Origin of the sequence: Kitasatospora sp. NBC_01246 (genome assembly GCF_036226505.1) — a bacterium.
Classification (GTDB): domain Bacteria; phylum Actinomycetota; class Actinomycetes; order Streptomycetales; family Streptomycetaceae; genus Kitasatospora.
The window spans coordinates 8,653,318-8,674,605 of record NZ_CP108484.1 but is presented as its reverse complement, the minus strand read 5'-3'; the positions used below and the strand labels follow the sequence as shown (position 1 = coordinate 8,674,605).

Below are 21,288 nucleotides of genomic sequence, written 5' to 3'. Positions count from 1 at the left end.
ATCGGAGCAACCACTCGCACCGTGCCAAGGGTCTGGCGCCCCGGGCAGTCGTGCTCGCCACCCCGCCTCGTGCCGCGCCCACCCGGCCCGGCGACCGCTGTCGATCCGACCCGTGTCCACCCGGGATCCCCGGGTAGGCGGCCAAGGGCGCGTCCCGCAGGCGCGAGGATCCAGCATCGGAGAGCGACATGACCGTGACGGCCAGCAGGAGCACCGGGGCACTGTTCGCGGGCCGGTACCGGGTGGACTCGGTCCTGGGGCGCGGCGGCGGCGCGGACGTGCTGCGGGCCGTGGACGAACGGCTCAACCGGGCCGTCGCCCTCAAGATCCCCCGCCCGGACGCGACGGCCGACACCGTCCGGCGGTTCACCACCGAAGCGCGGATGCTGGCCCGCCTGAGCCACCCCGGGCTGATCGAGGTGTACGACTACGGCTCCGTGGCGGAGCAGCCCTACCTGGCGTTGGAGCTGGTGGAAGGTCCCACCCTGGCAGCGGTCCTGCGGTCCGGCCCGTTGCCGGCCGCCGACGTCCGACACCTGGGGCGGGACCTGGCGCAGACCCTCGCCTTCGTCCACGCCCACGGGGTGGTCCACCGGGACGTCAAACCGTCCAACGTGCTCGTCGACGCCGCCGGCCGCCCGCGGCTGGCGGACCTCGGCGCCGCCCGGCTCCTCGACCGGCAGGCCTCGTCCGGCGACGAGGCACTCACCTGCACCGGGCTGATCGTCGGGACCCCGGCCTACCTGGCACCGGAGCAGATCCGCGGCCGGGGAGCCCTGGCGTCCGCCGACATATACGCCCTGGGCCTGCTCCTGATCGAATGCCTGACCGGGCACCGCGAGTACACCGGCGCCCCCATCGAAGCCGCCGCCGCCCGGCTCCACCGCCCGCCCGCCGTCCCGCCCCACCTGCCCGCGGACCTGGCAACCGTCCTGCGCCGGATGACCGACATGGACCCCGACCACCGCCCGTCGGCGGCGACCTGCGCCCGGCTGCTCGCCGCACCGCCGCCCGCGACGGAACCGGTCGCGGCCGGGACCGCGGTCGTACCGCGACCGTCGAGGAGGCCGCACGTCGCCGCTCCCCGGCCCGTCCTCCTGCTGGCGGCCTCCGTGCTGGCGCTGGCGGGTGCGGGAGGCAGTACGGCCTTCGTCAACGACCCGCCGAGGGCGCTCCCGGCCCCCGCCGCGGTGCCTTCGGCACCCCCGTCCACCGCACCCGCACCCGCACCGGCACCCGTAGCCACCGAGGTCGCCCCGAACACGCCGCCCCCGGCCCCCGCCTCCGCGCCGACCGTCGGTCCCGTCGCCCAGCCGGCCGCCCCCGCGCCCACCGCCGCACCCGCCCGGTCCTCCGCCGGCCACCGGAGCGAGGACAAGCAGAAGCAGCAGGGCCGGAAGAACGACGGTCCCCACGGGAAGAAGCCCAAGTAGCGACCGTCCCGGCCGGCGCCCGGAGGGGCCGGCACCTCGACCACCCGCTCCCCGCACCCGGACCTGCCTGCGCGAACACCGTCACCTCGCCCGGAGAGAAGGCGGACCAGGTGGCTGCCGACGTCGAACGCGGATCCCGGGACGGACGGCCTCCCCGCGTCGTCGACCGCCGGGGTTCCCCGGCCTCCTCGACCGAGGCGCCTCCCGGTTCTACGGCCTGCCGGGATGCGGCCGGCCGAGGCCGTCGTCGGTGGGCAGGCCCCGGATGGCACGGGCGATGGCGGGGCGGAGGTCGTCAAGACTGTGGTCCGCGCCGAGGATCATGCGACGGAGCTGAGGCATGGCCAGGGTCCAGCCGACCAGGCCGAGGGTGAAGAACAGGCGGGTGCGGGGATCGGCGTCGCCGTCCGTGGCCCGGGCCGCGTCGATCTTGTCCTGGTAGTGCCTGGTGCGGTCCTGTTCGCCGGGAACGGGCTGGTCCCCGAGTTCGAGGGCTTCCCACATCAGCAGACGCAGAGCCTCGGGGTGGGCGCGGTGGTAGTCGAAGAGGCGCTCCGCGTAGGCGGGCAGCTCCTCGTCACCGGGCGGGACGGCCTCGGCGAGGTCCGCCATGAGGCGTTCGAGGACGGCTGCGAAGAGCCTGCCCTTGTCGCCGAAGTAGTCGTAGATCGCCCGCTTGTTGGCCTCGGCCTGGGCGGCGATGCGGTCCACGCGGGCGCCGGCGACGCCATGGGCGGCGAACTCGGCGGTCGCTGCCGCGAGGATGCGCTCTTTGGTCGCCGTGGAGTCGTATGCCATGGAGCGAGAGTAACGAACCAGTTCGTTTGACGATCCGGCACCGGTCTGCGAGTCTCATTTCCAGTTTCGAACCATCTAGTTCGTTCGGTTGGAGTCGCGATGTCCCGAACCAATGCGCCCGTCCCGCCCGCTCCCGCGGGGCCGGGGCGGCGGCTGCCACTGGTCATGGCGCTGGCCTGCGGTGTCAGCGTGGCGAACGTCTACTTCCCGCAGGCCCTCACCCCGCTCGTCGCCGGCGGGCTGGGCATCACGCCGTCCGCCGCCGCCGGCGTGGCCACGGTGACGCAGTTCGGCTACGCCGCCGGGATCTTCCTGCTCGTCCCGCTCGGCGACCGGCTCCCGCGCCGCCCGCTGATCACCGTCCTGCTCGCGGTGACCGCCGGCGCGCTGCTGGCCGCGGGCCTCGCCCCGGCCGCCGCACCGCTGATGGTCGCCGGCGCCGCGGTCGGCCTGACCACCGTCGTCCCGCAGCTCCTGCTGCCGATGGCCGCGGGCCTGGTCGCCCCGGACCGGCGCGGGTCGGTAATCGGCACCCTCCAGGGTGGCCTGATCGGCGGAATCCTGCTCGCGCGCACCTTCGGCGGCGTGATCGGCGAACACCTCGGCTGGCGCGCCCCGTACCTGGCCGCCGCCGTGCTCACCGGGCTGCTCGCCCTCGCTCTCGGCCTGGCCCTGCCCACGACCGCGCCCGCCACCCGCGACCGGTATCCGGCTCTTCTGGCGGAAACCGTGCGGATGCTGCGCACCGAGCCGCACCTGCGCCGCTCCGCGCTCCACCAGGCCGCCCTCTTCGGCGCCTTCAGTGCCGCCTGGACGGCACTCGCCCTGCTGCTCACCGGCCCGCACTACCGCATGGACGCCCAGGCCGTCGGCCTTCTGGCGCTGATCGGCGCGGCCGGCATGGCCTGCGCCCCGGCCGCCGGGCGCTGGGTGGACCGGCGTGGAGCCGACCGCGTGACCGCCTGGTGCACCGGCGGCGTCCTCGCCGCCGCCCTGGCACTGACCGCCGGTGTCGCGGGCGGCGCGGCGGGGCTGGCGGCCGTCGCCCTGGGGCTCCTGCTGCTCGACGTGGCCGTGCAGACCAGCCAGATCGCCAATCAGGCCCGCATCTTCTCGCTGCACCCCGAGGCCCGCAGCCGGCTCAACACCGCCTACATGACGTGTTCGTTCCTCGGCGGCTGCGCCGGCTCCTGGCTCGGCATCCGCGCCTACGCCCTGCTGGACTGGCCCGGGGTGTGCGCACTCATCGCCCTCGCCGCGGCCCTCGCCCTCACGGCCCGGCTCGCCGAGCGCCGCCGGCCGCTTGAGAAGTCGCCCGTCGCGGAGCCCGTCGCCACGCCCACGGGCCCACAGCGGTGAACGGCCGCCGTACCCCGGCGCGGGCACCGCCACCGCTGCCGCGCCCGGCCACGCAGAAGCAGAAGCAGAAGCAGACACAGACGCAACGAGTCAAGCATCCGACGCGAAGGACCATCATGACGTTCCCGGCCATGCCTCCGGCCATCCTGCAGTTCTTCCGCGCCTCCCAGGAGGGCGATGCCGACACCTGGGCGAAGGCGTTCGCCGAGGACGGGGTCTTCCACGACCCCGTCGGCACCCCGCCGATCATCGGACGCGCCGCGATCCGCGACTTCATCGCCTCCGTCCTGCCCGCCTTCCGACCCTTCCTCGGGCTGACCCCCACCGAGGCCCACACCCTCGGCAGCCACGTCGCGGTCTCCTGGCGGGGGGCCGCCGTCACCCTGGACGGCAGGCCGGTCAACTGGTCCGGCATCAACATCTACGAACTGGACGAGGCCGGCCTCATCCGGGACGCCAGGGCCTACTTCAACCGCGCCGTCTTCCAGGCCCAGCTGGCCGGCTGAACCCCGCGAGCCAGACCGGCGCGGGCCGGGAGCACCGTGGCCCCGCCCCGCGCCGGAAGTCCGGAGTCGGCGCGCTCCACCTCCACCGCGACCCGCTCGCAGCCCAGGCCGGCAGAGGCCTGGCCCGCGTGCATCCGCTCGGCCAGCCCCAGCGCCGCGAACACCATCGGTTGCGCCACGGTGTGCGGGCTCTCGAAGCGGACCTCGGCGACCAGACCGGCCCCGGCCGGACGGGCGACCACCGGCCGCGCCTCGGGGCCGCGCGCGAGCCGGTGCGCCGCCGCTCCCACCGCGCCGAACCGGTCCGAGACCGCGGCGGCGGGCAGCTCCGCGAAGCGCCCTACGCTCCCAGACCGAGCCGCACCAGCGGGTCAGCCAGCCGCGGCGGCGCGACCTCGCCCACGGGGAACCGGGCCAGGAACGCCGCGCTGCCACCCGGGGGCACCACGAGCTGCACCCGGGCGGCGAGCTGGGCGGCGACCAGGCCGTCGGCCACCCCGATGCGGCACTCGAAGCCGGTGCTCTCGACCGCGTCGTAGAGCCGCTCCACCAGCGCCTCCTCGCCGCCGTGGAACCGTGCCGCGCCACGGGCCGGGATCGCGCGGAGCCCGGGCCGCAGCACCTCCAGGTGGGCGTGCGCCAACCCGCCTCGGCGACCTGTTCGAACAGCCGGGCCTCGTCGTCCGGTACCCGGTCGTGAATCTCCAGCCCGTCGATCAGGGCCTGCGCGGAGCGGACCGTCACCCCCCGGCGCACGCCCGCGGCCCGGGCGGCCTGGGAGGCCGCCAGCACCCGGCCGCCTTCCACCACCGCCACCCGCCGCACCTCGGCATCGCCGGCGGCGCCGAGTGCGGCGGTCACCGGCCAGTCCGGGCAGAAGACCACCACCGACCTCGTTGCGCTCCAACGCCATGGGGCCGCGGGAGTCACAGATCCGACGCCCGCGGGGTGGCCGCTGAGCCGTCATCCGTACCGCCGCCCGGCGGCCGCTACCGGGCGGTGCTCTCCGGGGTGATCGTGTAGATCTCCACCTCGCCGAGGTAGAGCAGGTCGTGGACGTACTCGTCGAAGTCGTCGTACAGCAGGTTCTCCGTCCAGGTCCGGTGGTCCATGATCCATGTGACCAGGGCCTTCCGGTCGTCGGCGGCGAGCAGCCGGTCCAGCTCCTCCTGTGCGGAGCGGGCCTCGTCCGGACCGATCGAGTCGTGCTCGCCGGCCACCGCGCGGGCCAGCGCGGCGTCGATCTCGTCGCCGTAACGCAGCACGGTCTGCTGTGCGAGCGCCCGCTTCGTCGCCGCGGCCGAGAGGATGCCGAACGGGTGCGAGGCGTAGGTCCCGTCGGGCAGCTTGACGGTGTTCTCCCGCTCGAAGTCGCTGCCTTCGGCCTTCGGGTCGGCGTTGACGAACGCCACCCGGCTCCCCGGAGGAGCCAGGCGCAGCAACCGCGGCTCGTCCGTGTCGTCGACGGGCTCAAGAGTTCGGAGGCGGTCGGAAGCGGGGGTGCGCAACCGGAACTCGGCGCCCTGCGAGTCCCTGAACCAGAGCTTGCGGTGAGTCAGCCCGGTGGATCCGTGCTCCTTGAGGTCGAACGGCCGCGCGACCCGCCGGTCGAACGCCTCGCTCCCGACCGCCGCGGCCCACGCGCCGAGTTGGACGGCTTGCACGAACGTGGCGCAGTCCAGCGTCCAGGCGGCGGAGTGGTCCACCAGGTCGCGCACCGCGCTGTACGGCGAACTGCCGGTGCGCAGCCGAAGGAAGGCGTCGTCCCCGTGCCCCTGTTGCACCCAGTTCAGCCGGTTGAACGTCTTGTCCCGACCGCTGTTCTCGAACACGGGCCTTCCGGCGAGGATGCTGCGCGCGGTGAGGTCCACCTGCCCCCGGTAGGCGTAGGCGTAGCCGTCACCGCCGACGAGGCAGCCGCCCAGGCCCACCAGGACGGCGTCCAGCGAGGCGAACTCCGTCCGGCCGGCCTCAGCCAGCTCCGGCAGTGCGGCGACGTAACCGTCGTGCCAGAGCACATCGGTGCCCTTCTCCGCCGCCAACCCCGCGATCCTGGCGAGAAGTTCCCGTGCCGTGTAGTGCTGCCCAGCAACCGTGAACACCGCTGCCCCCATCCGCTTCGAGCGACTCCACTCCCCTGCGGTGGGACACTAGTGACACACCGTCACCCTGTCTACGCGCTCGGCGGATCCCGGGCGGTGCCGGACACGCCCGAGCGGTGCCGCGCGACGCCTGGCGGGACCGGCCCGGTCGCCGCGCGGGACGCACGGTCAGCGGTGGCCCAGCACGTTGACCACCCGCCCGCTGGGGTCGCGGACGAAGAACCGTCGCACGCCCCACTCCTCGTCCTGCAAGGGGTGAACGATCTCGGCACCGCTCTCCCGCATGAGCGCGTAGGCCGCGTCCACGTCGTCCACCTCGACGCTCATGTCGGGTGTGACCGGCGCGGTCCTGTCCTCGGTCATGACGCTGATCTGCGCCGCCGGGCTGGCCGGGGAGGCGAGCGTCATGATCCAGCCGTGGTTCATGACCTCCTCGAAGCCCAGCAGGCCGTAGAACTGCCGACTCTCCTCCGCGGCCTCCGACCGGATGTTGGGAACGACACGGCGAACGGTCATCGACGGCTCCAAACGCGAGTGGACCTCTGGTTCTCCCAGGAGTACTACGAAACGCCGGCCACCGCGCCGGATGCGAACCAACCGGACACGCCGGGAGAGATCACACGATGGGTGGGGAGATCACCCGAGCAGGTTTGGCCAACGTCGGAGCGGAGGATCGGAAGAGCCCGCCTCAGACCGCTCCGCTTATGGACGCTTCCGATATGTTCTTCCGGACCCGCAAGCGCCGGGTCTCGTGGGCCTTGAAGGGGGAAACGTGCCAGGTGAACGGCTTGACGCAGACTGGGTCCGAGCCTGGGCGGAGGATGCCGACGCGGCGCTCGCGAAGCTGACGCAGTCGTTCCTGACGACACATGGCTTCCCACCCGGCGAAAACACCGTGACGCCAGCTACAGCCGAAAGCCACGAGGCATTGGCCGCACTCGTAGACCTGACACCCATCCCGTCCGATCTGACCACGCTCTACGAAGAGATCAGCGAAGCTTCGCTGCCCGATGTCGACAACGGCTACTTCATCCACCCACCCACCACGGTCGCCGAGCACTTCCGCGAGTACGGCCCTCCTGCGATCGAGGGCGAATGGATCGCACCAGTCTTCGCCAGCGACGGCGGGGGGCACCTGTTCGCGGTCGGAGGCGACGGACGGGTCTTGAGATCAACCTCGGCTTCCTGGTTGGCCGATTTCGAGGTCGTCTCAGCCAGCCTGAAGGAGTTCCTCGAACAACTCAGTCACCAGATCACGGGACAGCTCTGACCACCGGCCAAAGAACCGACTCGACCTCCCTCGAAGGTGGGGAGGTCGAGTGAGCAGGTCTGGCCAATAACCGAGCGCAGGGTGGGGAGATTCAAAGAGCCCTATCACCACGTCCTGCACTGGTCCCGATGGCGCCGCCGACGCCGACACCAGGCCCGGACCGGCCACTACAAGAGACGAGGCCACAGCCCAAGAGCTGAAGCCTCATCACGGTAAGCACCGTTGCAGTAGGCCGGTGGCCCGGGGAACCTCCGATCCCCCGACTGTGCGCCGCGGCCGACCGTCCGGGCTCGTGGGGCGACCCGAAAGCCACGACAGGGATCGGGGTGCCGCTCCAGGTGACCGGCCGATGGAGCAGCTCGGATCGCACTCGTCGGGCTTGCCGGGTGCTCGGAGCGCGCTTCGAGGTCGGCGAGCTGTCGCCCCGTCGGTCGGCAGGCACAGCCGAAGAGCTGGTGCCGTGCCAGGTCCAGGGCCAGCGGCCATGGGCGGCGGGGCGCCGCGCAGCGCGCTCCCCGGGTGTGACATCGGACACATCATTACTGTCGGATGGTCGGCCAACTGCGCTCGCGGCAGCCGAATTTGCAGGTCGCGGGCCCGATCAGCAGTCCGCGGCGGACCGGGTCGAGCCGAAACGACCTGGCTACCGGGCGAGGGTTGAGCCTAGCCTGCCCGCCATGTCCCAGAACACGAACACCCCCGGCTTCCCCGGGCAGTCGGCCGCTCCGGTCGACGACTCCGCCAAGGTGCAGCGCCAGGTGCAGCGGCAGGCTGGCGTCGGGCCGGTCTCCGGTGGCGGCGGCACCCTCTTCTCCGAGCCGGTCCTTGTGGTGAACCAGAAGGCCAAGCTGATCGAGCTGACCAACGAGTACGCGGTCTTCGACCAGCATGGGGCCGCCCTGGGGTCGGTGGTTCAGGTCGGCCAGAGCGCCCTGCGCAAGGTCGTCCGGCTGCTCTCCTCGCTCGACCAGTACCTGACCCACAAGCTGGAGATCCGTGACGCGCAGGGCAGCCCGGTGCTACTGCTGACCCGCCCGGCGAAGCTCATCAAGTCGCGGGTGATCGTGCAGCGTCCGGACGGTCAGGAGGTCGGCCAGATCGTCCAGCAGAATGCCATCGGGAAGATCAACTTCGCGATGGAGGTCGGCGGGCAGAAGGTCGGCGCCGTCAAGGCCGAGAACTGGCGGGCCTGGAACTTCTCCATCGTCGACGAGACGGACACCGAGATCGCCCGGATCACCAAGACCTGGGAAGGCCTGGCGAAGACGATGTTCACCACGGCCGACAACTACGTTCTCCAGATCCACCGCCCGCTCGCCGACCCGCTGCTCAGCCTCGTGGTGGCGACCGCGCTGACGGTGGACACCGCGCTGAAGCAGGACGCCCGCGGCCTCGGCTGACCGCGGCCGGGCAGCGGTCCGATCCCCGCCCCGACCGTCGGCCCGGCACGGCAGCGACAGCGGGCAGGCCCGCACCCGGGCCGATTGACCGGGGTGCGGGCTGCGGCCACTGCCACCGCCCGGGTGCCCGGGGAACGCCCGGAGGCCCTCCCCCGCTGGGGGGAGGGCCTCTGTCGGGGCAAGGACCGGACGAGGACCGGACAAGGCATCCGCAGACGCGGCCTCCGCTGCCGTCCGTGCGGGGGGCGGGGCCGGGTGGGCCGCGGTTCAGCCGTTGGCCGTGAGGCGGTCCAGGAGGTCGAACTCCACGCGGACGCGGTCGATGTCGGCCGTGAGGAACTCGGCTGCCGTGCGGGCGCGGTTGGCGTCGGCACCCGTCTCGGCGGCCCATTCCAGGACGCGGGCCGCGGCGAAGACGTAGGCGATCACCCGCCCGGCCAGGACCGAGTGCTCCTGGCGGAGTTCGCGGTCCAGGAACCTCAGGTCGTAGCCGTGCGCCGAGACGGCGGGCGCGGTCGGTGCCCAGACGGCCAGGAAGGCACTGAGGACGAGGCCGTCCGAGCTGTCCACGCAGTACTGGGCGAGCTGCTGGCTCAGCAGGTCGTTGGTGCCGTCGAAGACGGTGAAGACCCGGGAGTCCAAGAACGCCTGGGCGGCGATGTTCGTCGGCGAGTCGGACCGGTAGCCCTCACCGCCGGCAAGTTGCTGGTAGTGGTTCGCGCAGCTGACCATCAACTCGGTGGCCACGGTCTTGACGGCCTGGATGGCGGGGAAAGCCGGGGTGAGGTCGGTCCTGAGGTCCAGCGCCGTCCGGACGTAGTGGTTGAGCGCCGCGCAGACCGTGCGGGCGCTGTCGATCGCTCCGAGCCGGTGGCGGACGAAGCCGATCGCCGACAGCGGGGCCCTCCCGATGACGCGGGCGTCGGCGTAGGCGCGTGCCTCGCGGGCGATGCGGTTCAGGAAGCCGAAGGCCAACGCCCCGATCAGTGCGCGCCCCGCGAGGTAGATGTCCACCATCGAGCTCAGGTTCCCCGCCCCGGCGTCGAGGCGCCGGTGTGCGGGGACGAAGGCGTCGATGTCGTTGATCCCGTAGTCGATCACCTTCAGGCCCAGCGCCTCGTAGCGCTGCGCGGTACGGAACCCGTCGCCGCGCTCCATGAGGAAGCAGGCGTACTCGCGACCGCCGTCACCCTCCCGCTTGGCGACGACCACCCACCACGACGCGGTGGCGCTCAGCGCCTGCCAGTGCTTCCGGCCGCGGATCCGGTAACCGCCCTGAACCTCCTCGAACACGGTGGTCAGGCCCGACATCGCCGAGCCGCACCCCGGCTCGGTGGAGGCGAAACCCGCCGCAGGTGCCCGTACACCGGCGAACCGGGGCAGGATCTCGCGCCTGGCCTCCTCCCCCGCCCAGCGCACCACCGGCCGCAGCGCCAGCCCGGTGACGATCGCCGTGTAGACGGCGACGGCCAGGTTCTGCTCGGCCAGGACCTCGACGACGCGACACATCTCCACATGGCTGTCACGGCCCCCGTACTCGGCCGGCAGCACCGGCAGCAGCACACCCGCCGCTGTCAGAACGGCCCAGTCGTCGGCGGGGAGTTCCCGCTGCGGGTAGGTCGCCGCGTCGAAACGCGAGGCGACCTCCTCGACACCCGCGATGAACTCCTCGCTCGACAAGAGCACGACGGCACCCACCGGACCAGCCATGTCCACATCCGTTCCAGATACCCGACTCGCGCGCTGGAGGCCGTTCCTGACGGCTCGCTGCGGTCCTCGACCCGGCCGCGCGGAGGTCGGCCGCAGCAATCCTACTGATTGGCGGTACCGGAGCTTCACCGGTCGGGCGTACCTTGCGCCGGCCGCCCGGCAGCAGGAACTCCACCTCGGTCGCCAGTCGGTCACGGTGCCGACCCCGCCCGCCGTGTCGGGCGCGCTGCCGCCCGGGACGAGCGCGGCGATCGTCTCGTAGTGGGCGGTGAGCGCGGTGAGTCCGAGGTCGCGCAGCGGGCCGGGATCGCGGCGGACCTGCTCGACGGTGGGGGCCTCACCGGGCCAGCTCGGGACGCACACCGCGTGACCGTGCGGGGTGAACCGTTCGGCCCAGCCCAGCCCCCCCCATGAGGATCTGTGGAACCACGCACCGTGGATGAGGATGACGGGGTTTGCTTCAGGACCAGACTCCGGTTGCACACACGACGCTCCGCCGGCATCGCGGCGCTCCTTCGAAGATCACCGAGCGGCCGCTCGGCGGAAACAGTCGAATGACTGAACATGGCGGCCCGGCAGGTCCTTCCTGCGTCCGCGAGCGCCTTCGCGCGTCTGGACGTCATGTGACTGCTGCGTCGGGCCGATGGCCGAAGAACAGTGGAGGCATCAACGAGTCTTCGGGAAGGATCAGACATGATCAACAGGCGTACCTTCACAAGGCGGTCGGTCTCGGCGTGGGGCCACGGCCGTGTCGATCCGCGCGGCATCAACCGCCCCCGCCGCCTTCGCCGCCGGTTCCGACCGGCCCGGCCGCCCGGCCCCGGTCGTCCCGACTATCACCCCGGGCACGCACACCACGTGCACCGAGCTGAAGCGGGTCCGGGCCGGCGTGCTCGACATCGGCTACGCCGAGGCCGGGCCGAAGCACGAACCCGTGGTCATCTGCCTGCACGGCCGGCCCTACGACATCCACGGCTTCCTCGACGTGGCGCCACTGCTGGCGGACGCCGGCTACCGGGTGATCGTGCCGTACCTGCGAGGCCACGGCACCACGCACTTCCTGTCTCCCCACGACCGTCCGCACCGGGCAGCAGTCCGCGATCGCCCTCGACGTCATCGCCCTGATGGGCGCCCTGAAGATCCACAAGGCCGTGCCGGCCGGATTCGACCGGGGCTCTCGCGCCGCCGGCACCATCTCGACGCTGTGGCCCGAACGGGTCAAGGCCCTGGTGGCGGCGAGCGGTTACCTCATCGTCAACCTCCCTTCGCAGCAGAACCCGCTGCCGACGAAGACCGAGCACACCTGGTGGTACCAGTACTACTTCGCCACCGACCGGGGCCGCGTCGCCATGGAGACCAAGCAGTACCGGCACGACCTGTGCCGGCTGGTGTGGAAGGAGGGCACTGCCCCCGGCGACAGGCCGTCCCAGAGGCCGGCCGAACGGCGGGTGCCGTCAGCACCGGGGAATGTTGGGATCCCGGTTCACCGAGCGCGCGTTGCCGTCCGCATACCCGGCGAAGACATAGACGGAGGGCGATATGTTGGTCCATCCATGCCCGTCGTTCCAGTAGATCCGGTTCGTGCGGTACCACGTGTTGCCGTAGTTCCCGACGCTCTCGCCGACAGTCCAGCACTGGGCGATGATCGCACCACCCGGAGGAACGTCGGCCCACCCGTCGGGGTCCTTGGACTGAGTGTTGGGAGCGTCGTAGAGGCCAACCCAATGCCCGACGTTGATCGGAACATAGTCGTCGGCTGAAGCACTTCCCGCTGTCGTGGCGAGCACGCCGACGGTCAGTGCTGCAATCGTTGCGAGTACCGCAGCACGGCGTCCGGCCGTTGACCTCATAGTTCCTCCGTGAATCCATCCTTGGCCCAGAGGTACCGAAGCGGCGATGCAGCCCTCTCGAGCAGCTGCTCCTCTGCGTTTGGCGGGGATATCAGGTTGCCAGGACTCAGAACGCTGGTGGGCGATGCTTTCCGGACGTTCTTCTGACACCTCGTCCCGAGGCTGCGGCGCCCGTTCGACGACACCGTGTACTACCCCGTCTCACCCCAAGGCCGGCGGCAAGGACAACGCCCTCCCTCTGCGCCGGACCAGGTGGCGACACCGGACGCCAGGCCTGCCAGGCCTGATCACACGACCTCTCCGCGAGGACCCGGGGCCGCCGCCCGGGCCCTCACCGTTGACCCTCCAGCCAGGCCAGGGCACCGCCGGTGATCGCAGTCCGACCTCCGCGGCCGCGTCTGCGAGACTGGCGATCATGACGGGCCGCCGCAGGCTCTCCCTGGGCTTCTCCGAGTCCGCCGTCGACGCTTACGTGCCCCCTCGGCCCGGTGGGCGCCGACTGCTGCCGGTCGAGCAGAGCGCCGCCGGCCGGACCGGGAGGCGTTCGGCGGGGACAACCCCGAGCACACCGCGAGGTCTGTCTCCAGCCCCTCCCCGACACCTGGCGGACCATCAGCTGAGGGTCGGTGCGAGACCGGTTCCGAGGCGCAGGCGCGGCTCGGTGACGTGGGGAGGTCGCGGCGACGGTCGAGGCGGTCCGACCGCCACCGCCACCCTTGTGCTCCACCGACGCCTCGCTCGCGACTACGACCAGTGGCCTGACCACGCCGCCTCCCGCGCCCACCCGACGATGACATGCCCTCGGTCCCGGGCTGGGGCAGCACGTGGGACTAGGCTCGGACCGTGGATCACCCCGACGAGCGCGCCGAAGGCGCCGGACCGTTCACCACCCGGCTCACCTGGCGGCCGGCCGAGGGAGGCTCGGCCGTCTGGGAGTCGCGCCTGGCTCGCAAGCGCGGGACGCTCAGGATCCGCGCCGAGGAAGGGACGGAGGGTCCGCCGCGCACCGCGGACGACACGGCACTTCATCGGCTGCGCATCCTCAACACCGTCGCGGCCGTCGCGTTCACGCTCGGCGGTGCCCTCTTCGCCCTGGGGGCAGCCGTCACCGAGATCGGCTCGGCCGGCGCGACCGCGGCCGCTTCGATCTACTTCGCGGGAGGCCTGTTCTTCAACACCGGCGGTTACACCTCGCTGCTCCAGGCGGTCAACGCCCCGCGCCGCTCGGGTGACACGGACTCGCTGGTGACGGGTGGCTGGCGGTGGTGGAGCTACGAGCCCACGCGGATCGACTGGCTGAGCACCTTCGTCCTGTTCGTGGGCACCCTCGTTTTCGGCGTGAACCTGCTGGACTCGTTCCTTCAAGGGCTTTCGGCCCAGCAGGTCAACCGGTTGGTCTGGGCCCCCGACATGGTGGGGTGCGCGCTGTTCCTGATCTCCGGACATCTCGCCCTGGTCGAGGCCTGTCACGGCCCCCCGTGCCTGCACGCGCGCAACCTCGGCTGGTGGATCGTGGTGGTCGACCAGGTCGGGTCCGTGCTCTTCATGGCGTCGGCGCTGGCCGCCTTCACCCGCCCGGAAACCGGCAGTCCGCTCAACGCCGACATCGCGAACTGGGGAACCTTCGCCGGCGCGGTGTGCTTCTCGGTCGGCGGCGTCCTGCAGTACTTCGAACGACCCTAGCCGGACGCGTCGGGTACGGGCGGTTGCGGCCAGCGCGGCCTCGGGCCCGGGGGCTTCGCGGGTCGGGGGGCGGCCGGGGCCGGTGGAGCGGTGGCGGCCGGGGCCTCGCACCGCTGCTCCCCGGGCGGCGGTGGGAGGCCCCCGGGTCAGCGGAGCCAGACCGGGGCGGTGACGATCGCCTTGAGCTGGTCGACGCCGAGTGCCGGGTTTCCCGGGCGGAAGGTGTAGCCGTTCTCCCCGTTCCACTCGTTGATCTCGATGGCCCGGCCGTCGGCGTAGTGGACCGCCGCCGCCCAGTGCAGGACCGGGTCGACCGCCGTCTTGCCGTTGCCGAACATGTTGGTGACGACGGTGCTGCCGTCCGGCCGGCGCTCCCGGACCGCCAGCGGGCCCGCCGATCCCTCCGCCTCGGCGTACTCCTTGTCCTTGACGCCCCGCTCGCCCGGCTCGGTGACACTGACCGAGAGCATGCTGGTGCGCCCCTCGTACGTCACCGTGAGGTGCGGCCCGTTCCGGCCGTCCTGCCCGGAGGGCACGGCACCCGGCGGGAGCAGCGGGACGAGCGCCGCCAGAAGATCCTCCGCCTTCGGACCGGGCTCGGGCGTCGGTGGCTTGGGCGCGGTGTCCCGCGCCGGCAGGGCGTCGAAGAGCCGCGCCCAGGCCGGCGCGGTCACCAGGGCGCGCAGCTGCTCGGCGTCGAGCGGCGGGTTCTCCCGGTTGGGGGTGGCCGGCTGCCCGTTGTGCTCGATGATCGTCACCCGTCGGCCGTCCGGCGCCGCCCAGGTGGCGCGCCACTCGCGGTGGCTGTCGGAGTTCCGGTCCTTGAGCTTGTCGACCACCAGCGCGGAGCCGTCGGTGTCGACGGCGCGCTCACAGGCCTCCTGGGGTTCACTGAAGCCGTCCATGCAGACGGCGCCCGCCTCCGGGGTGAGTTCGGTGCGGCTGACGGTGTAGGAGATCATGCTCTCCCCCTTGCCGTCGTCGAACAGCACCGTGCCCCCGGTCTGGTACCGGTCGCCGTTCGGGCCCGCCTCGGCCGGCGTCGCGGCGAACAGCACGCGGGACTTCCCCGGTGGCAGCAGCGAGGTGAACAGGCCGACCGACTCCTCGGCGGTCATCGGCCGCACCGGCTCGGTGGCCGGGCGGGCCGCGTGCGAGCCGCCACCGACGACGGCGGTGAGGCTCACGGCGACCACGAGCACGGCTGCCAGCCCGCTGACCGCCAGGGCCCGCCGCTGGTTGCGCCGCCGCCGGCCGCGACGTTGCGCGGCGGCCGCTAGGGTGTGCAGCCCCGGTTCGGGCGCGAGCGCCACGGCGCCGCGCAGGGCCTGGGCGAATTCATCCTCAAAGGACACGACCGAGCGCCGCCTTCCTGCCAGTGGGATCCGTTGTGGTGCGGCCACCGGTGTCGCCGCCGGTACTGCCGCCGCCGGCGGCCTGCCCGTCGGCGCCGAGGCTCTCGCCGAGCGTGGCGCGCATTCGGGCCAGTGCCCGGCTGCTGCGCGAGCGCACCGCCGTGCTGCTCAGCCGTAGCGCCGCGGCGGTCTCCTCGACACTGCGGTCCTCCCAGAACCGCAGCACGAGCACCGCCCGGTCCTGCGCCGGGAGCTCGCCGAGGGCGCGCAGCAGGGTCAGCCGCAGCGTCGGGTCCGGGCCGTCCACCGCGATGTCCGGGAGGGTGTCGGTCACCCGCTCCGAGCTGCTGCGCCGCCGCCGGTACGACAGGAAGGTGTTCACCAGCACGGTCTGGGCGTACCCGCTCGGGTTGTCCAGGCGGGATATCCGGCGCCACTTCACGAAGATGCGCCCGAGTGCCTCCTGAAGGAGGTCCTCGGCCAGGTGGGCGTCGCCGCCGGTGAGCAGGAAGGCGGTGCGCAACAGGTGTCGGCCCCGCGACACCGCGAAGGCCGGGAAGTCGGGCGGCACCGGCTCGGCCGGCTGTTCCGCGCTCGTTGAGTGGTCCATGTCTTTCTAACGTCGTCGACCCGCCGTCATGTGGCAGTGGAGGCGGGGGATCTTTCCACGGACTCGCACCCGCGTCCGGACGGTGGCACGCACGACGGTGCCGCGCCGCGAGCTGACTTCGGGTTTGGGAGGCATCCAGTCAGGCTGGGGAACGGGCCGTTCCACGGTTGCCTCGGTCGGGTCCCATAGGCGCTTGGGCGGCTCGACCACACGGCGACCGCACCCACACCGTACAAGCGCGGACACCCCGGAGTACGGCGAACTCCCCGCCGGACCCGGTACATCGGGCCGGCCGACCGGCAGCGTGCCTATGCCAGCGCCCGGCTGTGGTGGCTGGCCTCCGACGGCTTGGTCGACTGGACCACCTTGCCGTTGGACCGGTGTTCGAGGGTGAGCCGCTCGGCCGATGGGTGCAGGCGCAGCGGGCCGGGTGGCCTGCTCTGGGCCCGGTCACCATGATCCGTCCCGACATCGACCTCGACCTTCTTGCCGACGTCCTCGTCTCCCCGTGCTCGCCCGCATGGCATCGGGCGACACCAACCGGCTCAACACGGAACAAGCCAGCCGGCAGATCACCAACCTCGTCCTCAACGGCGCCGCTCCCGCGCCGAGATGCCGAGATGACGACCACGGAAGCGCCGAAGCACACCGGGACGAACAGTCTGGCTGCCGCAGCCGCCGGTCGGCTGCGCGGACAGGCCAGTCCCCTACCCGCCTCGGCGAGGCCAGGGCCAGCCCGCTGATGCCGATGGCCACGTCCCGCCACAAGAAGCCGGGGAACGTCCATCAACCGCGACCGGTGGACTCCGCCACGAACCAGACCGGCGACCGACACCCCAGGGGGCCAGGCCACCCCGAGAGCTGCTGCCACGGTCCGCGCAGGGTGCGCGCCGATGGCGGGGGCATTTCCCGGGGCGCGATCTCAGAGCAGGCACGCACCTCCTCCTCCACCAGCGGGGCGACGAGCTGCGGCGCCATCTCGTGAACCCGGTCGAACAACTGGCCCGGCAGCCGCCCGCCGAAGCCCTCCGACCGGTCCACCGCGGCCCTGCGGTTCTCCTGTGCCGATTCCGCCACGGGCACCTCCATCCCTACGGCGGCCCCCTTCATGGCCGGCGCTCCTGCCTTGTCCGACGCGGCCGCGCGAGCGCCACACCGGCGTCCTGTCGTCTGAGCCTCGCCCCGGCTGTCACCCCGCGACACCCGAACCAGATCGATCCTGTAAGCATCGGCTGCGGCTGCGGCCCGCGTTGCGGTCCACCGCCGGTGCAGCTGAATTGCCCCAATTCGTGCCTTCCCGGAGTAACCTGGACAGCGCCGGAGGACTTACCGGCAGGACGATCACGAGGAGGTGCAGATGCAGATCAGAGAAGCAGGAGCCCTGATTCTGTGGCTCGTGATCGCGAAATCTCGACCCGGCCCTTCGGTCGAGGGATAGCGGGATCGCTTGGGCGTCGGGGGTGCAGGTACAAATCCTGCTGATCAGCTCAGCTTCCATGCAGGGCGTGGGCCGTTTCCGCAGAAATGCGGGGGCGGCCTTTTTGCTCCACGACCACGAACCGCGTCACCGCGCCCCAGCGCCCGGGCCGGCTCTGTGGCTTTGGCGGGGCGCTGTCGCCAGACCGTGGCGCTCGCGCCTGTCGGCTGGATACGGGGCCGCTCATGTCACATACCCCGCATCAAGTCACATGCCCCGCATCAAGCCGCAGGCCACTGACCCGAAAGAACCGACGGTGCCACCGGGCCGGCGGTGACGTCGGCGATACGGCGCCGGACGGGGCAGGGGTGGTGTCCGGCTACGGGCGGGGAAGGTGGCCGCAGCCCTCCGGCGAGGTTGGTGGAGCGGGGCTGCATGTCGGAACTGCTCGTCGGCGGCCGCGTCGTCGCGTTCCACTCCCCCGGCCGGCCCGACCAAGGCCCGCGGGTCGTCCCGCCGGGTCACGGCCGTGGGGATCCGTACGCCGTGCCGCCTGCCTGATTCGTCGACGTTCCAGACTCCCGCATCACGCATGCCGTAACACTCGCGCGGCCCCCGGTAACGTCCAGGGCCTGACGTCCACCTCACGGCCACCAACACGAGACACGCCTGCAAAACTGTCGTCATGACGATACGTCACCCTTGAGGTCAGAGGATGAAGACCGAAAGGAACCTTGGAATGAGCGACTATTTGACACTCGTCACCGCCCTGATCCCACTCCTCAGCCGCGCCGACAACGGCTCGGGCCCGCCGCCCCGGCTGACCGACCACCAGGCGGACCGGCTGGCCGGGATGGCGAAGCGTGACGACGCCACGACCGCCGCCCGCCCGCGGCGCCGCCCCTTCGGCCGGAGGCCGTCCTTCGCGTAGTACCGCCCGCCGGGGGCGACGGCCGGCCGGGCGACACGGGACCCGGGCGACACGGGACACTCCGAACCGCGATCCGTCGCCATGAGGAGAGGTCTCCGGCGTCCTGCCCGTCCGTCAAGATCTCGCGGCGGCATGCATGGTGATTACCCCCCGACAATCCGCTCGGCTGCCGACGAGGCAGGGAGCCGTGTCGGCGTGACGGCACGGAACGAATGGTGTCCTACCCGGGGGCGGCCCGTCGCCGGTCAGAACACCGCACACGCATGCGGGCGGGACGTGGCGACGTCACACCGGTGGGGCCCCTCCAGCAGCCTGCGCCGCCGGTTCCGGCGCACGAGCGCCGACGGCGGGCTCCGCGCACCGTCACCGCTCGGCGACCGACATGGCGTCGGAGCCCTCCCGGGAGGCATCCGGGGAGTCGTCGCCGCGGATGGCGGCGGTGATACCGGCGGCCCAGACGGCGGGATGGTCGTCGCCGAGCAGGTCGGCGAGGCGTTCCAATCGCCGACGGCGCTCGTCGGACCCGAGGGTCAGCGCCCGGTGCAGGGTGTCCGCCAGGTCCTCGGGTGAGTGGGGGTCGGTGAGCAGCGCCGCGGCTCCGAGTTGGGCGGCTGCTCCCGCGTGGCGGGAGAGCACCAGCACCCCGGAGCGGCCGACAGCCCGCTGGGCCGCGATGAACTCCTTCGCGGTCAGGTTCATCCCGTCCTGCAGGGAGGTCACCCAGAGCACGTCGGCATCGAGGTAGTGGTCGATCACCTCGGTGAAGGGCAGGCTGCGCGGAAGATACTCGATGGGCTTCCAACTCCTCTTGCCCCAGGCTTGGTTGACCTCAGCAATGCGGCTCTCCAGCACTTGCCGGGTCACGTCGTACGAGGTGATTCCGGGCTCGGGAGGCGGGCAGACCAGCCGGAACCGCAGTCGTCCCCGCAGCTCGGGACGCCGGGCGAGCAGGGCCGCGACGGCATCGACCTTCTGCACGGGGGCCTTGGCGTAGTCGAGCCGTTCGACGGAGAGCACGAGCGGCCCGTCGGCCGAGCCGGGACGGGGACGGTCGGTAGGGGCCTCCGTGCGGGCCGGGGAACGGGTACGGACGCTGGCCCGGGCCGCCGAGGCGATGGCCTCGCGGTCGATGCCGAGCGGGTGGACACCGATCCGCGGAACGTCGACGCGGGCCGCGCCCGGGCTTGCGACGAGGGTCCGGCGGAAGTGTTCGGCGAAGGTCTCGGTGTGGAAGCCGGCCCAGTCCAGGTGACTCAGCGAGGCGCGGATCTCGGCGGCGGTGGGCAGGACCGCGAAGACCTCGGGCGCGGGAAACGGGGTGTGGTGGAACAGGCCGATCCGCAGGTCGGGGCGGACCGGGCGGAGCAGCCCGGGAACGAGCCACAGGTTGTAGTCGTGCAGCCACACGGTGGCGCCCGGTGCCGCGCGGGCGGCGATGTGGTCGGCGAAGCGGGCGTTCACCTCGCGGTAACCGGTCCAGGTCTCCGGGTCGAAGCGCAGCCGCCGGGGCTGCGACATCAGCACCGGCCAGAGCGTCTCCTTGCACGCTCGGTGGAAGTAGGCGGCCCACTCGGCGGGAGTCAGCGGGACGAAGGAGAGCGGCAGACCGGTGTCGTGCCCGTCCAGGCGGCCGGCACGGGCGTGCGGTCCGAGAACGGCGGCGGTGGCCCAGATCGCCTGGGGGTTGGCGGCGAACAGGCTGCGCAGGGTGGGCAGGATGCCGTTCGGGCTCGCCGGCGGGCGCCAGCCGCCGGGTGTCAGGCGGACGGGCGGGCGGTGGTAGCCGACCACGAGTGGATAGTCGCGCTCGATCCAGCCGAGCTCTTGCAGGGCAGCCAGGATGCCGGCGGCGCCGGGCCGGTCGGGCCGGTGGACGGCTCGGTCGTCGGGGACGGCGGCGAGCAGGGCGGGTTCGGCATTGCCGACGATCACACCGTGCGCGCCGAGCCCGTACAGCGACAGGTCGTTGAGGGAGTCACCGGCGACCAGGACGGAACTCATCGGCCAGTTCTGCTGGGCGGCCAGCGCCGCCAGCGCGCCGCCCTTGCTCGCACCGGGCGGGAGCACGTCGAAGTAGCGGTCCGCCGAGTAGAGCCAGCTGCAGCCCAGCGCCCGGACGGTCTCGGTGAGTTCCGGGGTCAGCTGGTCCGGGCGCAGGTGGAACGAGCAGCGGCCGTCCTGAGCCACGCCGTGCTGGTAGACCAGCGCCGGGAAGCGCCGCAGCGCGGCCCGTACGCGTTCGGCCCCGGGCCAGCCGCTGCGCAGTCGGTGCTGCAGGTCCGCGACCGGGCTCTGGTCGGTGCCGTCGATGACGCTCGCCCCGACATCGGCGATGATCCAGCGCGGTCTGGGCACCAGCGGCTCCTGCAGCACCTCGCGTACTGAGGAGAGCCCCCGGCCGGTCGCGAAGACCACGGTCACCTCCGGGTGCCGGGCCAGGGCGTCGTGCAGCCGGCGGCGGTCGGCCCGGTCGCCGCCGAGCAGCGTGCCGTCCAGATCGGTGACCAGGACCCTCGCCGAACGTCCTGCTCGGGGTGGTGCGGTGGTCGTCCGCCCGGCAGCCCACCCGGTCCGCTGCTCCGCCGTCCGCCGATTCGTCTCCGGTGCTGCCATGGTGGTGCCCCCTCGCCGATCGCCCCATGGAGCTGCGCTCCGGCCGACGGGCCTGGGCGCAGCTCGGATCAGGATCATCGGACGCTAACACGAGCCGAGCACCGAGTGAATCGGGCGTGGAACGGTGGTGACGCACGGCGTGGGGCTCGGTGGTGCGCCAGGCGCCGATCTGTGCGCCGGGCGCCTGACGGCCGGCCGCCACACTGCCGGACAGGGGCAGGACGGTCACGCCGTCGGGGCGTACCGCCCCC

18 protein-coding genes and 1 pseudogene are annotated in these 21,288 nt (G+C 72.2%); 8 read left to right on the top strand and 11 right to left on the bottom strand.

Annotation, left to right across the window (positions count from 1 at the left end; all coding sequences use genetic code 11):
• Positions 1 to 188 precede the first annotated feature (188 nt).
• Entirely contained in the window at positions 189 to 1,433 is a 1,245-nt protein-coding gene (locus tag OG618_RS36475; protein ID WP_329491914.1) for a serine/threonine-protein kinase, read from the top strand.
• A gap of 210 nt (positions 1,434 to 1,643) precedes the next feature.
• On the opposite strand, the gene OG618_RS36470 is transcribed toward OG618_RS36475, so the two are convergent.
• On the bottom strand, positions 1,644 to 2,231 hold the full coding sequence (locus OG618_RS36470; RefSeq protein WP_329491912.1) for a TetR family transcriptional regulator: 588 nt from the start codon (positions 2,229 to 2,231) through the stop codon (positions 1,644 to 1,646).
• A 99-nt stretch (positions 2,232 to 2,330) separates the two neighbouring features.
• Between OG618_RS36470 and OG618_RS36465 the strand changes: the two genes are divergently transcribed.
• Together OG618_RS36465 and OG618_RS36460 are read left to right on the top strand one after the other, a co-directional pair.
• Positions 2,331 to 3,590 carry an MFS transporter gene (locus OG618_RS36465; protein ID WP_329491910.1) on the top strand — a complete coding sequence of 420 codons (1,260 nt, stop codon included), beginning with the start codon at positions 2,331 to 2,333 and terminating at the stop codon, positions 3,588 to 3,590.
• 116 nt (positions 3,591 to 3,706) lie between these two features.
• Positions 3,707 to 4,096, top strand: coding sequence for a nuclear transport factor 2 family protein (locus OG618_RS36460; protein WP_329491909.1), 390 nt, complete (start codon positions 3,707 to 3,709; stop codon positions 4,094 to 4,096).
• On the opposite strand, the gene OG618_RS36455 is transcribed toward OG618_RS36460, so the two are convergent.
• The 4 genes from OG618_RS36455 to OG618_RS36440 all read right to left on the bottom strand — a co-directional run bounded on the left by OG618_RS36455 (position 4,054) and on the right by OG618_RS36440 (position 6,714).
• Positions 4,054 to 4,338, bottom strand: coding sequence for a hypothetical protein (locus OG618_RS36455; protein WP_329491908.1), 285 nt, complete (start codon positions 4,336 to 4,338; stop codon positions 4,054 to 4,056). The genes OG618_RS36460 and OG618_RS36455 overlap by 43 nt on opposite strands.
• 98 nt (positions 4,339 to 4,436) lie before the next feature.
• Positions 4,437 to 4,739: a hypothetical protein gene (locus OG618_RS36450; protein ID WP_329491907.1), complete on the bottom strand. Its 303-nt coding sequence runs from the start codon at positions 4,737 to 4,739 to the stop codon at positions 4,437 to 4,439.
• 346 nt (positions 4,740 to 5,085) lie between these two features.
• Positions 5,086 to 6,198, bottom strand: a complete 1,113-nt coding sequence (locus tag OG618_RS36445; RefSeq protein ID WP_329491905.1) for a hypothetical protein — start codon at positions 6,196 to 6,198, stop codon at positions 5,086 to 5,088.
• A gap of 168 nt (positions 6,199 to 6,366) precedes the next feature.
• Entirely contained in the window at positions 6,367 to 6,714 is a 348-nt protein-coding gene (locus OG618_RS36440; protein ID WP_329491904.1) for a VOC family protein, read from the bottom strand.
• Positions 6,715 to 6,970: 256 nt separating this feature from the next.
• Between OG618_RS36440 and OG618_RS36435 the strand changes: the two genes are divergently transcribed.
• Together OG618_RS36435 and OG618_RS36430 are read left to right on the top strand one after the other, a co-directional pair.
• Positions 6,971 to 7,468 carry a hypothetical protein gene (locus OG618_RS36435; RefSeq protein ID WP_329491903.1) on the top strand — a complete coding sequence of 166 codons (498 nt, stop codon included), beginning with the start codon at positions 6,971 to 6,973 and terminating at the stop codon, positions 7,466 to 7,468.
• A gap of 542 nt (positions 7,469 to 8,010) precedes the next feature.
• On the top strand, positions 8,011 to 8,868 hold the full coding sequence (locus OG618_RS36430; RefSeq protein ID WP_442906977.1) for an LURP-one-related/scramblase family protein: 858 nt from the start codon (positions 8,011 to 8,013) through the stop codon (positions 8,866 to 8,868).
• Positions 8,869 to 9,135: 267 nt separating this feature from the next.
• On the opposite strand, the gene OG618_RS36425 is transcribed toward OG618_RS36430, so the two are convergent.
• Positions 9,136 to 10,578: an acyl-CoA dehydrogenase family protein gene (locus OG618_RS36425; protein ID WP_329491901.1), complete on the bottom strand. Its 1,443-nt coding sequence runs from the start codon at positions 10,576 to 10,578 to the stop codon at positions 9,136 to 9,138.
• A 693-nt stretch (positions 10,579 to 11,271) separates the two neighbouring features.
• Between OG618_RS36425 and OG618_RS36420 the strand changes: the two are divergent.
• Positions 11,272 to 11,972, top strand: a pseudogene (locus OG618_RS36420) (alpha/beta fold hydrolase); the annotation flags it as partial.
• Positions 11,973 to 13,271: 1,299 nt separating this feature from the next.
• Positions 13,272 to 14,111, top strand: coding sequence for a hypothetical protein (locus tag OG618_RS36415; protein ID WP_329491900.1), 840 nt, complete (start codon positions 13,272 to 13,274; stop codon positions 14,109 to 14,111).
• 146 nt (positions 14,112 to 14,257) lie between these two features.
• Here OG618_RS36415 and OG618_RS36410 read toward each other — a convergent pair whose 3' ends face one another.
• The 4 genes from OG618_RS36410 to OG618_RS38145 all read right to left on the bottom strand — a co-directional run bounded on the left by OG618_RS36410 (position 14,258) and on the right by OG618_RS38145 (position 17,186).
• Entirely contained in the window at positions 14,258 to 15,466 is a 1,209-nt protein-coding gene (locus OG618_RS36410) for a hypothetical protein (protein ID WP_329491899.1), read from the bottom strand.
• Positions 15,456 to 16,076, bottom strand: a complete 621-nt coding sequence (locus OG618_RS36405) for a SigE family RNA polymerase sigma factor (RefSeq protein WP_329491898.1) — start codon at positions 16,074 to 16,076, stop codon at positions 15,456 to 15,458. The genes OG618_RS36410 and OG618_RS36405 overlap by 11 nt, the downstream gene beginning before the upstream one ends.
• A 308-nt stretch (positions 16,077 to 16,384) precedes the next feature.
• Positions 16,385 to 16,603: a hypothetical protein gene (locus OG618_RS36400; RefSeq protein ID WP_329491897.1), complete on the bottom strand. Its 219-nt coding sequence runs from the start codon at positions 16,601 to 16,603 to the stop codon at positions 16,385 to 16,387.
• Positions 16,604 to 16,862: 259 nt separating this feature from the next.
• Positions 16,863 to 17,186, bottom strand: coding sequence for a hypothetical protein (locus OG618_RS38145; protein WP_442906915.1), 324 nt, complete (start codon positions 17,184 to 17,186; stop codon positions 16,863 to 16,865).
• Positions 17,187 to 18,232: 1,046 nt separating this feature from the next.
• On the opposite strand from OG618_RS38145, the gene OG618_RS36390 reads away from it, so the two are divergent.
• A complete protein-coding gene (locus OG618_RS36390; protein WP_329491896.1) occupies positions 18,233 to 18,424 on the top strand; it encodes a hypothetical protein in 192 nt (63 codons plus the stop codon).
• Positions 18,425 to 18,787: 363 nt separating this feature from the next.
• Here the strand turns inward: OG618_RS36390 and OG618_RS36385 are convergent, their stop codons facing one another.
• A complete protein-coding gene (locus tag OG618_RS36385) occupies positions 18,788 to 21,037 on the bottom strand; it encodes an HAD-IIB family hydrolase (protein ID WP_329491895.1) in 2,250 nt (749 codons plus the stop codon).
• Positions 21,038 to 21,288: the final 251 nt, after the last annotated feature.

Excerpts from the sequence above, each read along its gene's own strand:
- OG618_RS36390 (WP_329491896.1), top strand. The coding sequence starts at position 18,233 with ATGAGCGACTATTTGACACTCGTCACCGCCCTGATCCCACTCCTCAGC.
- OG618_RS36470 (WP_329491912.1), bottom strand. The coding sequence starts at position 2,231 with ATGGCATACGACTCCACGGCGACCAAAGAGCGCATCCTCGCGGCAGCG.
- OG618_RS36400 (WP_329491897.1), bottom strand. The coding sequence starts at position 16,603 with ATGCCATGCGGGCGAGCACGGGGAGACGAGGACGTCGGCAAGAAGGTC.
- OG618_RS36460 (WP_329491909.1), top strand. The coding sequence starts at position 3,707 with ATGACGTTCCCGGCCATGCCTCCGGCCATCCTGCAGTTCTTCCGCGCC.
- OG618_RS36385 (WP_329491895.1), bottom strand. The coding sequence starts at position 21,037 with ATGGCAGCACCGGAGACGAATCGGCGGACGGCGGAGCAGCGGACCGGG.
- OG618_RS36475 (WP_329491914.1), top strand. The coding sequence starts at position 189 with ATGACCGTGACGGCCAGCAGGAGCACCGGGGCACTGTTCGCGGGCCGG.
- OG618_RS38145 (WP_442906915.1), bottom strand. The coding sequence starts at position 17,186 with ATGAAGGGGGCCGCCGTAGGGATGGAGGTGCCCGTGGCGGAATCGGCA.
- OG618_RS36465 (WP_329491910.1), top strand. The coding sequence starts at position 2,331 with ATGTCCCGAACCAATGCGCCCGTCCCGCCCGCTCCCGCGGGGCCGGGG.
- OG618_RS36440 (WP_329491904.1), bottom strand. The coding sequence starts at position 6,714 with ATGACCGTTCGCCGTGTCGTTCCCAACATCCGGTCGGAGGCCGCGGAG.
- OG618_RS36425 (WP_329491901.1), bottom strand. The coding sequence starts at position 10,578 with ATGGCTGGTCCGGTGGGTGCCGTCGTGCTCTTGTCGAGCGAGGAGTTC.
- OG618_RS36405 (WP_329491898.1), bottom strand. The coding sequence starts at position 16,076 with ATGGACCACTCAACGAGCGCGGAACAGCCGGCCGAGCCGGTGCCGCCC.